Annotated in this window: 14 protein-coding genes and 2 tRNA genes; 12 read left to right on the forward strand and 4 right to left on the reverse strand. The window is 63.6% G+C overall.

What is annotated here, in order from left to right; genetic code table 11:
- The first annotated feature begins 211 nt into the window (after positions 1-211).
- Both ACP7D4_RS10880 and ACP7D4_RS10885 read left to right on the forward strand, forming a co-directional pair.
- Entirely contained in the window at positions 212-793 is a 582-nt protein-coding gene (locus tag ACP7D4_RS10880) for a YfiR family protein (protein ID WP_426209058.1), read from the forward strand.
- Entirely contained in the window at positions 790-2,697 is a 1,908-nt protein-coding gene (locus ACP7D4_RS10885; RefSeq protein WP_426209060.1) for a hybrid sensor histidine kinase/response regulator, read from the forward strand. The genes ACP7D4_RS10880 and ACP7D4_RS10885 overlap by 4 nt, the downstream gene beginning before the upstream one ends.
- Positions 2,698-2,743: 46 nt before the next feature.
- On the opposite strand, the gene ACP7D4_RS10890 is transcribed toward ACP7D4_RS10885, so the two are convergent.
- On the reverse strand, positions 2,744-3,289 hold the full coding sequence (locus tag ACP7D4_RS10890) for an FxDxF family PEP-CTERM protein (protein WP_426105763.1): 546 nt from the start codon (positions 3,287-3,289) through the stop codon (positions 2,744-2,746).
- A gap of 343 nt (positions 3,290-3,632) precedes the next feature.
- Positions 3,633-3,709: transfer RNA gene (locus tag ACP7D4_RS10895), tRNA-Arg, on the reverse strand.
- A 263-nt stretch (positions 3,710-3,972) separates the two neighbouring features.
- Between ACP7D4_RS10895 and ACP7D4_RS10900 the strand changes: the two genes are divergently transcribed.
- The gene (locus tag ACP7D4_RS10900; protein WP_426209061.1) at positions 3,973-4,242 is read left to right on the forward strand and encodes a hypothetical protein; all 270 of its coding nucleotides are present in this window, start codon (positions 3,973-3,975) and stop codon (positions 4,240-4,242) included.
- 82 nt (positions 4,243-4,324) lie between these two features.
- Here the strand turns inward: ACP7D4_RS10900 and ACP7D4_RS10905 are convergent.
- Positions 4,325-4,401, reverse strand: a tRNA-Arg gene (locus ACP7D4_RS10905).
- Positions 4,402-4,643: 242 nt separating this feature from the next.
- Between ACP7D4_RS10905 and ACP7D4_RS10910 the strand changes: the two genes are divergently transcribed.
- The gene (locus ACP7D4_RS10910; protein ID WP_426209063.1) at positions 4,644-5,198 is read left to right on the forward strand and encodes an OmpA family protein; all 555 of its coding nucleotides are present in this window, start codon (positions 4,644-4,646) and stop codon (positions 5,196-5,198) included.
- 27 nt (positions 5,199-5,225) lie between these two features.
- Here ACP7D4_RS10910 and ACP7D4_RS10915 read toward each other — a convergent pair whose 3' ends face one another.
- Positions 5,226-7,082 (reverse strand): protein kinase domain-containing protein, encoded by a 1,857-nt coding sequence (locus tag ACP7D4_RS10915; RefSeq protein WP_426209065.1) that lies wholly within the window; start codon positions 7,080-7,082, stop codon positions 5,226-5,228.
- 390 nt (positions 7,083-7,472) lie between these two features.
- Here ACP7D4_RS10915 and tssA point away from each other — a divergent pair, with 390 nt between their 5' ends.
- The 8 genes from tssA to tssG all read left to right on the forward strand — a co-directional run bounded on the left by tssA (position 7,473) and on the right by tssG (position 15,549).
- Positions 7,473-8,519, forward strand: a complete 1,047-nt coding sequence (gene tssA / locus ACP7D4_RS10920) for a type VI secretion system protein TssA (protein WP_426104331.1) — start codon at positions 7,473-7,475, stop codon at positions 8,517-8,519.
- A gap of 66 nt (positions 8,520-8,585) precedes the next feature.
- Positions 8,586-9,086, forward strand: coding sequence for a type VI secretion system contractile sheath small subunit (gene tssB / locus ACP7D4_RS10925; RefSeq protein WP_426104332.1), 501 nt, complete (start codon positions 8,586-8,588; stop codon positions 9,084-9,086).
- Between the two features lie 24 nt (positions 9,087-9,110).
- Positions 9,111-10,601: a type VI secretion system contractile sheath large subunit gene (gene tssC, locus ACP7D4_RS10930; RefSeq protein WP_426104334.1), complete on the forward strand. Its 1,491-nt coding sequence runs from the start codon at positions 9,111-9,113 to the stop codon at positions 10,599-10,601.
- An 85-nt stretch (positions 10,602-10,686) separates the two neighbouring features.
- The gene (locus ACP7D4_RS10935; protein ID WP_426209066.1) at positions 10,687-11,181 is read left to right on the forward strand and encodes an Hcp family type VI secretion system effector; all 495 of its coding nucleotides are present in this window, start codon (positions 10,687-10,689) and stop codon (positions 11,179-11,181) included.
- Positions 11,182-11,281: 100 nt separating this feature from the next.
- Entirely contained in the window at positions 11,282-12,145 is an 864-nt protein-coding gene (locus ACP7D4_RS10940; protein ID WP_426209068.1) for a type VI secretion system accessory protein TagJ, read from the forward strand.
- Complete coding sequence (gene tssE / locus ACP7D4_RS10945; protein WP_426209070.1) at positions 12,138-12,650, forward strand: type VI secretion system baseplate subunit TssE; 513 nt, start codon at positions 12,138-12,140, stop codon at positions 12,648-12,650. The genes ACP7D4_RS10940 and tssE overlap by 8 nt, the downstream gene beginning before the upstream one ends.
- A complete protein-coding gene (gene tssF / locus ACP7D4_RS10950; protein WP_426209072.1) occupies positions 12,647-14,521 on the forward strand; it encodes a type VI secretion system baseplate subunit TssF in 1,875 nt (624 codons plus the stop codon). The genes tssE and tssF overlap by 4 nt, the downstream gene beginning before the upstream one ends.
- Entirely contained in the window at positions 14,506-15,549 is a 1,044-nt protein-coding gene (tssG, locus tag ACP7D4_RS10955; protein ID WP_426209074.1) for a type VI secretion system baseplate subunit TssG, read from the forward strand. Before tssF ends, tssG begins: the two co-directional genes overlap by 16 nt.
- The last annotated feature ends 16 nt before the right edge of the window (positions 15,550-15,565 follow it).

Raw genomic sequence — 15,565 nt, forward strand, 5'->3', positions numbered from 1 at the left:
GATGCGCGGCAGTTCGGTGGCAAATGCAGGCCGATTGCTCGATGGTCGCTCGATGCTTGCTCAAAAAATGAAATATTCACCGTTTCGGCCCCGTCGCCAAACGTGCGCTCTTTATGCACAGCAGAAAATGTTTTACGATAACAAGAACGTGCACATATCTCATCCTTTCACACCAGGCGCGCCGTCTTCCCAGGCGCGAAGGTGCGTTCGCTTGAGTGGCGAGTGCGCACCGGGGCGGCGCCGGACCGTGCTGGGATTGGCGATCGGCGCGCTGCTCGCCGGCGTACCGGTCCTGACAAGGGCGCAAGCGGGTACGACCACGTCGCTCGAGCGCAAGGTCAAGGCAGCCTTCCTGTACAAGTTTCTTGGCTACACCGACTTTCCCCCTGGTGCGCTGGGTGAGGCGGGTGCGCCCCTGGTGATCGGCGTCGTCGATGCCGACGAACTGGCCGCCGAACTGACGCGCATCGTCAGCGGGCGCACGGTTGGCGCGCATCCGATCACGGTCAGGGTGCTGCGCGAGCAAGATGCGCCCGGCGGCGTGCACCTGCTCTTTGTCGGCGGCGCCGACGCGCTCAAGGTGCGCAACGTGCTGCGTTCGCTCGCGCCGGCGCCGGTGCTGCTGGTCACTGAAGCGGAAGACGGCTTGCGCCAGGGCAGCGTCATCAACTTCAGGATCGTCGAAGAGCGCGTGCGTTTCGACGTCTCGCTGGGCGCGGCGGAAAAAAACAGCGTCAAGCTCAGTTCGCGCCTGCTGACAGTGGCCAACCAGGTATACAAGGCCGCGCCATGAGCTGGCAAGACAGCAAGCACCCTGACAGCGGCTCGGTGCGCAGCAAGCTGATATTGATGGCGGTCGCAACCACGTTCGTGGCGCTGTTCGCCTCCTCGCTGGCGATGCTGCTGTACGACCTGCGCACCTTCAAGCAATATTGGGTTGATGAACTGATGACCCAGGCCGACCTGATCGCCAGCGTTACCGCGCCGGCGCTCACCTTCAACGACGCCAGGAGCGCGCAGCAAAATCTGGCGGTGCTGCGGGTGCGTCCCCAGATCCTGGCCGGCGCCATTTACGGCGCCAACGGGGCGCGCTTCGCTTCCTACGCCCAGGGATCGCGCCTGGTCAGCTATCCGCCGCGCCCCGGGGCGCCCGGTTACAGCATCGACGATGGCGAACTGGTCGTCTATCATCCAGTCATCGACAACGGCGAGGTGCTCGGCACAGTCTACCTGCGCGCCCGCTACGGCCTGGTCGAGCGCCTGCTGAACTATGCCGCCATCCTGGGCGCGGTGCTGCTCGCGTCATTGGTGCTCGCCGCGCTGGTTGCTTCGCGACTGCAACAAGGCATCACGGCCCCTTTGCTGGCGGTGACGGGGGTGGCGCGCGAAGTGATGCAGCGGCGCGACTTCAGCCTGCGCGTGCCGGGCCACAGCGGCGGCGAGATCGAGGTGCTGGTGGCCGCCTTCAATGACATGCTGGCCGAGATCGGCAAGCGCGCGCACGCCTTGCAGGAAGCGAACCTGACGCTCGAGCACGAAATGCAGGTGCGTCAGCAGGCCGAGGAAGCGCTGCTCGTGGCCGACCGCCGCAAGGATGAGTTCCTGGCCACGCTGGCGCACGAATTGCGCAATCCGCTGGCGCCCATTCGCACCGGCCTGGATATTTTGCGCATTCGCAGCGGCGACGCTACCGCCACCCAGAAGGCGACCGACATCATGGAGCGCCAGCTGCGCCAGATGGTGCGCCTGGTCGATGACCTGCTTGACGTTTCTCGCATCAATACCGGCAAGTTTGCCATCAAGATGGGGCGGGTGGAACTGAAAGCGGTCGTCAATGACGCACTTGAGGTGGTGCGCTCGTATATTGAGGTGCACGGCCACGAGCTGGTGATCGAATTGCCCGACCGTCCGGTGTTCCTGCACGGCGACGCCACGCGCCTGGCGCAGATCTTGTCGAACCTGCTCAACAATGCCGCCAAATACACCAACCGCGGCGGTCGCGTCAGCCTGGCCGCGCGCGTCGAGGAGCACAACTTGATCGTCAACGTGGCCGACAACGGCATCGGCATTGCGCCCGACATGCTGCACCACGTGTTCGACATGTTCGTGCAAGTCGATTCAACGCTCGAGCGCACCAACGCCGGCCTGGGCGTGGGCCTGTCGCTGGCGCGCCGCCTGGTCGAACTGCACGGCGGCAGCATCGAAGCCCACAGCGCCGGCCTGAATCGCGGCAGCGAATTCGTGGTGCGCCTGCCGATTGTAGTCGAGCCGGAATTGCCTGCCAAGTCGGTCCCGGCCGCCTTCATGAGCGCGGAAACCTTTCGCATCCTGCTGGCCGACGACAATATCGACTTCGTCAACAGCATCGGCGCCTTGCTTTCAGCTATGGGACACAGCGTCGTGATCACCCATAACGGCCCCGATGCGCTGACCGCTGCTGCGCGCTTTTGCCCCGATTACGCGTTTCTTGACATCGGCCTGCCGCAAATGTCGGGCTACGACCTGGCGCGCGGCATCCGGCGTCTGCCCAGCGGGGCGATGACGATGCTCATCGCCGTCACCGGCTGGGGCCAGCAAAAAGACCGCCAGCTCGCCTTCGAGGCCGGCTTCGACCATCATATGGTCAAGCCGGTGCGCTTCGAGCAGATTGAGGAAATCCTCGGCAACCGCACCGTGGTCAAGAAGGTGCGGACCTGATCGAGAACGCAAGCTGCCTTGCGTTCTCGATGGCGCTCGTGCAGCCTTACTGCTCATTGGCGGCCTTGCGCCGGCGTCCGAGCAAGCCCACCACGCCCAGGCCGGCCAGCAGCATGCCATAGGTGGCAGGCTCGGGCACGGGGTTGAGCATGACGGCGCCGCCAAAGCTGCCGGAGGTGTCGGACAACATGGTGCCGCTGACCATCAGGTAGTAGCTGCCTTCGGCAAGGTTGTTGGCGCTGACGGTCCAGACGTCCTGCGCGCCCGAGCTGCCGCTGCCGGCGCTAATGAGCGAGCCGGCCGACGAGAACAGTCCGAATGCCGTGATATCCAGGCCGGTGGCGGCCGTGCGGCTCACCGAGGACACGATGGCGTCCAGGTTCAGCGGCACACCCGAAACATTGAACACGAAATGGTCCATGAAGGTGTCGCCATTGTTGTTGGCCGCGAAGGAGTCGCCGAAGTAGGCGCTGTTGTCGAGAACGGCGAGCGCCTGCGGCCCGTTGGAGATATCGTCGGCGTGGGCCGCCGGTGTTCCAAGCGACGCGGTGGCCAGCACCAGCGCAGCGATCAGGGATGTCGAATTTTTCATAAGTTACCTCGTTTAAAGACAGCCGCCCGAGGGCAGCCGGTTAATCAAGCGTCGGGGTATCTCATGCTAGCAAAGAGGCGTTCAAAATCGGACCGCCTGCAGCGTGTGCGCCACGCCATGCGCCTTGGTGCCGGCGGGCAGGAAATTGCTGTTGGAAGCGCTGCGGCCGGCGCTGTCATAGGAGAGGAGACGCGAAGTGCTGACCGGCCCGCAAGCTTGCCCTGCGTGGGTCGGTTCACGCCTACGCGCAGTCGCGTCGCCATCCTGTGCCGAGCACGCTAGAGGCGACTTGCAAAGAAAAAAGGCCTGAAGATTGCTCTTCAGGCCTTTGGTCTGGTGTTGTTGGTGCGGCTGGCAGGAATTGAACCCACGACCCCTTGGTTCGTAGCCAAGTACTCTATCCAACTGAGCTACAGCCGCGACGAACCAAATTATACCAGCTGTTGCCGCAATCGCAAAGCCGTTGTGCTGCGCGCATTTTTTCCGCGCTCGATGCCGTGGCGCTGCACCCAAGAAGTGACAAAAATGGTCACGAGTGGTCGCGAATGGTCGCGACAGTGACAAAATTTTAACGACAATGCCTGGTTGTGCTTGATTTTTCGTCATCGCTAGCCTCAAATTGTCATGGCACGCGACTTGCATTGCAGGAAAGTATTCTGTTCACTTCAGCCAACTGGAATGCAATGACTTCTCTCCCTTCCTTGAAAACGGGATCTGTCCCCACCGCAGCGACCGCGCTCTTGCTCTTTGTTCTGTCGGCAGCGTCGCTGGGATGCGCCTACGCCGCCTGCTTCGGCGTCACCGCGTCGACCCCGGCGCCGCGCCCCACCGCGCCGGCGGCCAGCTTGCAAGAAGCCGACCCGATGGCCGGCGCCGGCGCGCACATGCGCTGTTCGCCAGGTGCGCGCTTGCGCCGTCCTTACTGCCGCACGGCTGACCTGCCTGCTGTCTGATCGCCGCGGCGGTTAACCTTGCTGCGGACGAAAAAAAAGACCTGCGCCGCAATGCGACCCAGGTCTTTTTTCCTACGAATGTTGGTGCGGCTGGCAGGAATTGAACCCACGACCCCTTGGTTCGTAGCCAAGTACTCTATCCAACTGAGCTACAGCCGCGACGAGCAAGATTATAGCAGCGCCGCGCCAAATTACCAAGGCCGGCGCGCAACCTCCCGCGCGCGTGGCTTGGCGGCCCACCCTCCGGGCCGGGAAGCAGCAAGCGCGCCGCCCTGCGGAACCGGCAATGGCGGATCGTCAAAGTGAATAATTTACTACGATTATTGACGCATTCTCCCGTATAGTAAGCAAAAAAGTTTCCATAATGGCCAAGTCGAGCTTCACTTAACCAGGAGTCCACCATGTACGCCAAATTGCTGATCTCGTTTTGTCTCGTTGCTGCCGCCTTGCCCATCTGCGCCCAACAGGCACCGGTCATGAAGGAGGGACAGGTGACTGAAAATGCGCTGGTCGACGCCTTGACCCCGGCCGAAGAGCCGATCCGCACGCGCGGCATCCGCGTCATCCGCGACGAGCAACCGGGCGGCGCGGCGCCCAAGCAGCCGGCCAAGCGCGCCGCTGCATCGTTGCTGATCACCTTTGAGACCAATTCAGCCGCGCTCACCGCGCACGCCAAGCGCTCGCTCGACGTTGTCGGCCAGGCGCTCGCGTCCGAGAAGCTGGCCGCGTTCCGCTTCGGTATCGAGGGCCACGCCGATCCGCGCGGCGGCCAGGAAGTCAACCTGAAGCTGTCGCAGGCGCGCGCCGAATCGGTGCGCGACTACCTGGTTTCAGCCAAGCAGATCGATACGGCGCGGCTGGAGCCAATCGGCAAGGGCGCAAGCGAGCTGATGAATAAAACCAGTCCGGCCGCCCCGGAGAACCGCCGCGTCACGATCGTCAATTTGTCCAAGTAAGCGTGCAGCGGGGATGTGGCGCGCGCGTCAGTTCGCGTATTCTTCCACCGAGAACATGCTCGCGCCATACAGCGGCGAGCACTGTGCCGGGTCCGGGCACACCGGGACCCCGGCGAACACGGGCGCCGCGCCCGTGTAGCGTTGCAGCGCCCTGGCCGCGCCGGCAGGGGAAAAGTCCAGGAAATCCCCACCCTTGACGCCGCCGGTGGCGCTGAAATCGCGCTCTACATCGGAGACGATGACCAGCACATGATCCTGCCCGGCGGGCCCGGTCATTTCAAGCTTGAAGCCGCGCGGCAGCTTGATCGTTTCGCCGGCCTTGATCCGATTGCGCGTGTCCGAGCGGTTTGGAAACAGCATGACAAAGGTTTTCGGGTCGGCCCCCAGCAGGTGGACGTACAGGTAGCCTGCGTGCGAAGCGGTCACTGAAAAAGCGAGACGGTCGCGTTTGATCAGCAACCGCCGGGGGCCGCTGTCTATGCCCACGCTGCGCTGCTCGCTGGCGCCGGCCACCACGTGCTGAAATGCGGCGAGCGGGTTGAACGGCGCGCTCGCCGCCGTGGCCGGGGGCGGGGCGACTGGCGGCGCCACGCCGGGATGCACTACCGGCACCACCACTGGCTGCACTGCCGTCGGCGGAGCCACGGCTACCGCCGGCGCCGGCAGGACAGCTTGATTCACGCGGGCCGGTTTTCCCATCATCAAGTAGCCAAGCCCGGCCGCCACCGCCAGCGCGCCGGCGACAGCGCCCCCGATCAGCATACCCTTGCGCGCATGTGGCGCCGGCGCCGGCATCGGCGCGGCCAGCGGCGGCGGCGGCGGCGGCTTTGGCGACGGCGGGCGCACCGACGCCGGCGGCGCGTACGTGGTGGCGCCGGGCGGCAGGCCCAGCAGCGCGCGCATCTCGGCCGCGCTTTGCGGGCGCTCTTCTGGCCGCACCGACAGCGCCTGGTCGATGGCGGTCAGGAAAGCGACGCTGTAACGGTCGGCGTAGCGCTGCGCCAACGGCACGTACGGGTCCGAGATGGCGCGCCCCACCGCCGGCGGCGGCGCCTTGCCGTCGATTGCGAAATGCACGACCGAGGCGAGCGCGAACAGGTCGGTCCAGGCGCCCTGTTGCATGCCCGGCGTTTCGGCGTACTGCTCGATGGGTGCGTAACCCTGCTTGAGGATGACGGTAAACGCCTGATCCATGCCGCTGATGGCGCGCCGCGCGGCGCCGAAGTCGAGCAGCACCGGCTGGCCTTCATCAATCATCATGATGTTGTCGGGCGCAATGTCACGGTGAAAGCATTGCTGGTCGTGAATCAGCGTGAGCGTGTCGAGCAGCGGGGCAAGCAAGCTTTTCAGCCACGCTTCGTCCGCTGGCGCCGTGCGTTCGCGCAAAGCCTGCTTGAGCGTGATGCCCTGGTAGTACGGCATGATCATATAGGCCGTGCCGTTCGCTTCCCAGAAGCGGTAGACCTTGATCAGCGACGGATGGTCGAACTGGGCCAGCATGCGCGCTTCATTGACAAAGCTGCGCAGACCGGCCTGGAAGGTTTCCAGGTGGCGCTCGGACTTCACCCGCACTTCCGAGAGCAGGGTGCGCGAAGCGAATGCGGAGGGCATGTATTCCTTGAGGGCCACGTGGCGCTCGAGCGAGCTGTCGTAGGCCAGGTAGACGATCCCGAAGCCGCCTTCGCCGAGCAATCCCGTGATCTCGAATTCTCCCAGGCGCGTGCCCACGGCCAGCGCATTGTGGGGTCCGTCGTCGGCCGGCGCGCCGGTGGCCGGCCCCGTCACCGGCATGTGGCCGGGGCCGGCGGCGCCGCTTGAGCCGGGAGCGGACGCCGCCTTGTTGGCCGCAAGGACAGTACGTTCGTCGTCAGAAGGAAGTGTCATGAAGGGACTCTGGTTGGCCAGGCGGCGGCACGTTGCCGCCTGCTCGCATTTTTATTCTAGGGGCAAGCGCTCGCCGGCGGCATGATCGGCGGCGCTGTCCGCGCTCTTTTTACGGGCATCGGTCCGCCCGCAGCAAATGTTGAGGCCGCTATTTTAGGCTCGTATATTACAGAATATACGCCCTTGTAAAGATGTTCTAATAAAAATATTTTTTTGTAATTTTTTGAGATTTTTTGCCGTATAGTGAGGTTTCTGTCCCGTGTCCATACAACAATTCTAAATGCGGATGACCATGACCATAATTGCAAGGTATGCGCACTCACGCGTACTGTCCGAGCCCGCCTTCGCCGTCGATGTTGACGCACCAGTCTGCCTGGCGGGAGTGCTCCTTTGAGTCAGATTGACGTGGAGAGCCTGCTGCAGGAACTCGATCCGGCAGCCCCTTGCGGCCCCAACCTTGAATACGATCCCATCTTTGTCGCGCTGGAGCTGGAAGCGATTGGCAAGCCCGAAGTGCAGTACGGCGAGACTATCACGCCGGCCGTGCCGCCCGACTGGAAAGCAGTGCGCAAGATGGCTGCCGGCTTGCTCGAGCGCAGCCGCGACCTGCGCCTGGCGGTCTACCTGCTGCGCGCCGAACTGGCGCTCACTGGTCTGGCCGGCATGGCCGACGGCCTGCGCCTGATCGAGCGCCTGCTCGACGAGCGCTGGAACAGCGTCCACCCCGAACTGGACGCCGACGACGACAACGACCCGATGTTGCGCATCAATTCGCTGGCCATCCTGGCCGACGCCGGCACCGTCCTCAAGGACTTGAAGGAAGCGTCGCTGATCGTGCTGCCGGGGCTGGGACCGTTCAGCCTGCGCACGCTCGAGATTGCGAACGGCGAATTGCCGCCGCCGCCGGGCCAGGACAAGGTCTCGCTCGATTCGTTGCAACGCTCGCTGGACGACGTTGACGCCGCCGCGTTGAGCGCCGCGGTCGATCTGCTCGGGCGCGCGCTGGAAAGCGTCGTCGGCATTGAAACCTTGCTGGTGCGCCAAGTGGGCAGTTCGCAAGCGCTCAACCTCGATGCGCTCACCCGCCCCCTCAAGCGCGGGCGCGACTTCCTGGCGCTGCGCGAAAGCGCGCGCGCACCGGCCGAGCTCGCCAACGAAGAAGCCGGCGCCGTCCCACGCGCAGACGGCGCCGCGCACGCCGCCCTGATCAGCGGGGCCGTCGCCAACCGCGACGACGTGGTGCGCATGCTGGAAAAATTGATTGCCTACTATCACAAGTATGAGCCTTCCAGCCCCTTGCCCATCCTCCTCGAGCGCGCCAGGCGCCTGGTGCCCAAGTCGTTCATGGAAATCATGGAAGACCTCGCGCCCGATGGCATGGCGCAACTGATGGTGATCAAGGGCCCGGATGGTTCTCAGCAAGAAGACAGTTACTAGCTGCCAGGTTAGGACCGGGCATTGGGCGGGTGGGTTTGTGTGTGTTCATTCAAGGAGGTATCAATCGTGGGTAAAGAGAGTAGCCAGAAGTTCATCGCACGCAACCGTGCACCGCGCGTGCAGATCGAATACGACGTTGAAGTCTACGGCGCCGAAAAGAAGATCCAGCTGCCTTTCGTGATGGGTGTGATGGCCGATCTGTCGGGTCAGCCCGCCGATCCGCTGGCGCCGGTTGCCGAGCGCAAATTCCTTGAGATCGATGTCGACAATTTCGACGAGCGGCTAAAAGCCATGAAGCCGCGCGTTGCCGTGCAGGTGCCCAACACGCTTACCGGCGAAGGCAATCTGTCGGTCGAAATGACGTTTGAAAACATGGATGACTTTACTCCGGCGGCCATCGCCCGCAAAGTCGGCTCGCTCAACAAGCTGCTGGAAGCGCGCGGCCAGTTGTCGAACCTGATGACCTATATGGATGGCAAGACAGGCGCCGAAGACCTGATCGCCAAGCTGCTGGCCGAACCTGCCCTGATGCAGGCGCTGACCTCGGCGCCCAAGCCAAAAGACTAACACCTGACGTCCTGGAGAACTACGATGGCTGAACTTCAACAAGATACCCAGCAGACCGGCGGCACGCTCGAGATGAGCGAGTTCGGCAGCCTGCTGCAAAAAGAATTCAAACCGCAGTCGGACAAGGCCAAGGAAGCGGTCGAGAACGCCGTGCGCACGCTCGCCGAGCAAGCCCTGATCGGCAGCAACGTCATCTCCGGCGACGTGCTGGCCACGATCGAAGGCTTGATCGCCCAGCTCGACAAAAAGCTGTCCGAGCAAATCAACCTGATTTTGCACACGCCCGAATTTCAGGCCGTGGAGGGCGCATGGCGCGGCTTGCATCACTTGGTCAATAATACCGAGACGGATGAAACGCTGAAAATTCGCGTGCTCAACATTTCCAAGAATGACCTGGGCAAGACGCTCAAGAAGTTCAAGGGTACGGCCTGGGACCAAAGTCCGATCTTCAAAAAGATGTACGAAGAAGAATTCGGCCAGTTCGGCGGCGAGCCGTTCGGCGCCATCGTGGCCGACTATTATTTTGATAACAGCGCGCCGGACGTCGACCTGCTCTCGAACATGGCCAAAGTGGCCGCCGCCGCCCACGCCCCGTTCATCGCCGCCGCTGCGCCGTCGGTGATGCTGATGGAATCGTGGCAGGAACTGGCCAACCCGCGCGACCTGACCAAGATTTTCCAGACGCCGGAACACGCCGCCTGGCGCTCGTTTCGCGAGTCCGAGGATTCGCGCTACGTCGGCCTGGCCATGCCGCGCTTTTTGGCGCGCCAGCCGTACGGCGCCAAGACCGACCCGGTCGAAGCGTTCGATTTTGAAGAAGATACGTCCGCCCCCGGCAGCAAGAATTACACCTGGGCCAATGCCGCCTACGCGATGGCGGTCAATATCAACCGTTCGTTCAAGGAATACGGCTGGTGTTCGCGCATTCGCGGCATCGAGTCCGGCGGCGCGGTAGAAGGCTTGCCAGTGCACTCGTTCCCGACCGACGATGGTGGCGTCGACATGCAGTGCCCGACCGAAATTGCCATTTCCGACCGGCGCGAAGCGGAACTTGCCGCCAACGGCTTCATGCCGCTGGTACACAAGAAAAACACCGACTTTGCCGCCTTCATCGGGGCCCAGTCGCTGCACAAGCCGGCCGAATACGACGATCCGGACGCCTCGGCCAACGCCAACCTGGCGGCCCGCCTGCCATACCTGTTTGCCACCTGCCGCTTCGCCCACTACCTTAAATGCATCGTGCGCGACAAGATCGGCTCGTTCAAAGAGCGCGATGAAATGGAGAAATGGCTTTCCAAGTGGATCGCCCAGTACGTCGATGGCGACCCGCAAAACTCGAGCGAAGCGACCAAGGCCCGCAAACCGCTGGCCGCGGCCGAAGTGCTGCTTGAGGAAGTCGAAGGCAATCCCGGCTATTACCGCTCAAAATTCTTCCTGCGTCCCCATTACCAGCTTGAAGGTTTGACCGTGTCCCTGCGTCTCGTGTCGAAAATGCCGTCTGCCAAGGGCGGTTGATGTGCCTGCAGTAAGCATCACAACTGTCACTATCGTTGTATAACTTGCCGGCGCTGGTCGCCGGTCAAAATTAGGGAGAAAAATCATGGCATTAGATATGTTCATCAAGTTCGACGGCATGACCGGCAGCTCGCAGGACAAAGCGCAAAAGGGCAACTCCGATGTCCTCGCCTACAGCTGGGGCATGTCGCAGTCGGGCAGCTTTCATACGGGCTCCGGCGGCGGCGCAGGCAAGGTCAACATCCAGGATCTGTCGTTTACCAAGTACCTCGATGATTCGACCACCGCGCTGATGATGCATTGCTGCACCGGCAAGCACATTCCCAAAGTCGTCATGCTGATCCGCAAGGCAGGCGGCGAACTGGGCAAGCCGGGTGACAAGGAAGTTGAAATCACGATGACCAAAGTGATGGTCACCTCGGTGTCGACCGGCGGCAGCGGCGGCGAAGACAAGTTCACCGAAAACGTCACCTTGAATTTTGCCGAAATTAAATTCGAAAACTTCAAGCAAGACGCAAAAGGCGTCGTCAGCACAGCTGGCAACCTGGACTGGAACATCGCGGAAAACGCCGGCAAATAAACGCCGCGCAGTAAGTCGGAACCGACCGTGGGAGCCTCTGGCCCCCACGGTGTCTACTTCGCGCCGCAGGCCAATGCCCGCGCACTAACGAAAGCTGCCGATGCTCGCTGAACAATCCCTTGAAGCGGGCAATCTGCCCGCCGCGCTCACTGCGCTGCAAGACGCCGTGCGGCGCGAGCCGGCCAACGTCAAACACCGTATTTTCCTGTTCCAGCTGCTGTCCGTCATGGGCCAGTGGAACCGGGCCTTGACGCAATTAAATGTCGCCGGCGAACTAGACGCCGCAACCTTGCCGATGGTCCAAACTTACCGCGAAGCCATCCAGTGCGAAGCCTTGCGCGGCGCCATATTTTCCGGCGCCCACGCCCCGCTCGTGTTTGGCCAGCCGCAACCGTGGCTGGCGCTGCTGCTGGACGCGCTGCAGTGCGACGCGGCCAATGCGCCCGAACGCGCGGCCAGCGCCCGCGCCCAAGCGTTCGAACTGGCGCCGGCGATTGGCGGCAGTATCGACGGCCAGCGCTTTGCATGGCTGGCCGATGCCGACCAGAGCTTAGGTCCGGTGCTCGAAGCGGTCGTCAATGGCCGCTATTTCTGGATTCCCATGCAGCGCATCAGCCGCATCGAGATCGACGCGCCGGCCGACCTGCGCGACGCGGTCTGGATGCCCGCCTCGTTTACCTGGACCAATGGCGCGCACACGGTGGGCTTGATTCCCACGCGCTACCAGGGCACGGTGGCCCATGGCGGCGACGCGCTGTTGCTCTCGCGCCGCACCGAGTGGGTGGAAGAGGGCGCTGCGGCCGGGCGCGGCCTTGGCCAGCGCACGCTGGCTACCGATGTGGGCGATTTTGCGCTGATGGACGTGCGCGTGATCGAATTTGACGCCCAGGACCAGGACCAGGACCAGGACCAGGACCAGGACCAGCTTGATGACGCTGAACCGGGCGCGGTGCAACATGGCTGAGTTGGCCCCGCGCGAGCGGCTGCAGCCGAGCTTGCTCGACCGCCTGTGCGACGACGAGCCGGCCAACGGCAGCGAGTCGCGCGAGCGGCGCGTGCTGTCGCTGCGCACGCTGCGCGAAGGCGTGCTGCGCGACCTGGCCTGGCTGCTCAATACCACCAATTTGCTCACCGTCATTGATGCTGCCGCCTTGCCTTACCTGGCCAATTCGGTGATCAACTTCGGCGTGCCCGATATCTCGGGCAATTCGGCGGCGAACATGAACGTGACCAAGCTCGAACGGGGCATTCGTCAGGCGATCTGGGACTTCGAGCCGCGCCTGATCCGCGCCACGGTGGTGGTGACGGCGCGCGCGGGCGGCGCCATCGAGCAAAACAAGATTACCTTCGATATCGAAGCGGACCTGTGGGCCCAGCCCTATCCGGAACGGCTGTACCTCAAGACCGAGCTCGACCTTGAGCGCGGTGCCGTCGTTGTTGCCGAAGCGAACGGCAGGGGCCGGCCATGAATCCCCGTTTTTTGCGTTATTACAGCCAGGAATTGCAACACTTGCGCGAAGTGGGCGGCGAATTCGCCCAGGACTTCCCCAAGATCGCCGGGCGCCTGGGCCTGGACAGTTTCGAGTGCGCCGACCCGTATGTGGAGCGCTTGCTGGAAGGCTTCAGCTTCATGGCTGCGCGCGTGCAGATGAAAATCGACGGCGAGTTTCCCCGTTTTACCCAGCATCTGTCGGAACTGGTGTATCCCCATTTGCTGGCGCCCACGCCGTCGATGGCGGTGGTGCAGCTGCAGCCTGACTTGAGTAATCCCGCCTTGCAGACGGGCTTTGTGGTGCCGCGCGGCAGTAGCATGCGCAGCGTGCTGGGCAAGGGCGACAACACGGCCTGCGAGTACCGCACCGCCCACGAGCTCACCTTGTGGCCGATCGAGCTCGTTGACGCCAAGTTCTTCACGTACGGCGGCAGCCAGGCCGGCCTGAACGTGCAATTGCCCGACATCGTCAAGGCCGGCATCCGGCTGCGGCTGCGCAGCAGCGGCGCGCCGTTCAATGCCTTGCCGCTGGAGCGCTTGTGCCTGCACCTGCGCGGCGCCGACGATATGCCGGCGCGCATCTACGAAAAACTGCTTGGCAGCGTGGAAGGGGTGCTGGTGACGCCGCCGGGGCGGCCCGCCGCCTGGCACCGCCTGCTGCCAAAAACGGCGCTGCGTCCGCTCGGCTTTGCCGAGAGCGACGCACTGCTGCCCAGCGGAAAGCGCACCTTCCAGGGCTACCGCTTGCTGCAAGAGTATTTTGCCTTCCCGCAGCGCTTCCAGTTCGTCGAGATCGGCAGCCTGCAGCAAGCGCTGCGCCAGTGCGACGGCAATGAAGTCGAGATCACGATTCTGCTCAACCGGGCCGACGCGCAACTGGAAAAAACGCTCGACGCCGCCAATTTTGCGCTGCATTGCACCCCCGTGGCCAACCTGTTCCAGCGCCGCGCAGACCGCATCAACGTCACCGGCGAGCAGCTTGAATACCACGTGCTGGTGGACCGCACGCGGCCGATGGACTATGAAGTATTCCAGATCGAGTCGGTCACCGGCTACGGCAGCGGCGCCGCGTCCGAGCAAAGCTTCCAGCCTTTTTATGCGGCCAAGGATATCGGCACGCTCAATCAGGACCAGGCTTTTTTCCAGCTGCGCCGCGAAAAGCGCGTCATCTCGCAGCGCCAGCGGCGCGACGGCCCGCGTTCGAGCTACATTGGCAGCGAAGCGTTCATCGCCATCGTCGACGCGCGTGAAGCGCCGTACCGCAGCGACCTGCGCCAGCTTGGCCTGGCGCTCTGGTGCACCAACCGCGACTTGCCGCTGTCCATGCCGCTGGGGACCGGCAAGACCGATTTCATCCTCGACGCCGGGGCCCCGGTCACGGCGCTGCGCTGCGTGGCGGGACCGAGCCAGCCGCACCCGTCGTTTGCCGAAGGCAGCGTGGCCTGGCGCCTGCTCAACCACCTCTCGCTCAATTATCTCTCGCTGCTCGACACCGACGCCGCCCAAGGCGCGGTGGCGCTGCGCGAAATGCTTGCGCTATACTGCCATCCGGCCGACTTGAATGCGCAGCGCCAGGTGGAAGGGGTGCGCAGCATCGCCTCCAAGGCGATTACCCGGCGCCTGCCGTCGCCCGGGCCGATCACGGTCGGGCGCGGGATCCAGATCACCGTCACGCTCGACGACGCCGCTTTTGAGGGCACCGGCGCCTTTATGCTGGGCGGCGTGCTGAGCGAGTTTTTTGCCCAGTACGTGTCGATCAATTCGTTTACCCAAACCGTGGTCAGGACGCTCGAGCGGGGCGAGATCATGCGTTGGCCGGCCAAGGTGGGCGCATGCGCGACCCTGTAGAACTCGACCTCCTGCTTGAAGCGCAGGTGGCGCGCATGGATTTTTACCAGGTGCTGCGCCTGATCGAGAACGCCCATCCGGAGCTGCCGCGCATCGGCGCCTCGCTGCGCGCGCGCGACGACGCGGTGCGCTTCGGGCAAGACCCGGCGCTGGTCTTTCACGCCACCATGCTGGGCCAGTTCAAGCGCGCCGACGGCGAGGCGCGCGCGCGCCTGGCGGTCAATTTTTTCGGCCTGCTGGGCGCCAACGGGCCGATGCCGGTGCATATTACCGAGTATGTGCGCGACCGCCTGCGCCATGGCGGCGACGCCACCATGCTCGCCTTTCTCGACGTTTTTCATCACCGCATGCTCTCGCTGTTTTACCGCGCGCGGGCGGCCGCCGAACCGGTGATCAGCCTTGACCGAGTTGACGGCGACCGTTTTTCCGTCTTTGTCGGCAGCATGTTCGGCATCGGCGCCCCGGCGCTGCGCGAGCGCGACGAGATCGGCGACTTCGCCAAGCTCCATTTCGCGGGCCTGTTGGCGAACAAGGCGCGCCCCGCCTCGGGCCTGGCGACGATCCTGCGCGAGTACTTCAAGCTGCCGCTGCACATTGAGCAATTCGTCGGCCACTGGATGCGCCTGCCGACCGAGGCGCACAGCCGCATCGGCAGCCACGACGAGTCCAACCGCCTGGGCAGCACGCTCCTGCTGGGCAAGAGCGTCTGGGATTGCCAGCACAAGTTTCGCATCGTGATCGGCCCGGTGGGCTACGCCGACTACCAGCGCTTTCTGCCCGGCGGGGCCAGCACCCGGCGCTTGCTGGCCTGGGTCAAGAACTACGTGGGCCTGACGCTGGACTGGGACGTGCGCGTGATTTTGAAGAAGGAAGAGATGCCGCCGCTGCGCCTGGGCGGCGCCACCCGGATGGGATGGAGCACCTGGCTGGCGAGCGCGGCGCCGGTGCGCAACCTTGACCAGATGTTGATCAATCCCGTCCTGATCGAAAGCAGCACCCGAGAACCGGCCGCACCAGGCCGGCATTAGAAAACCATCTGAGGGG

Source organism: Massilia sp. TWP1-3-3 (assembly GCF_049897805.1).
Taxonomy (GTDB): Bacteria; Pseudomonadota; Gammaproteobacteria; order Burkholderiales; family Burkholderiaceae_D; genus Telluria_A.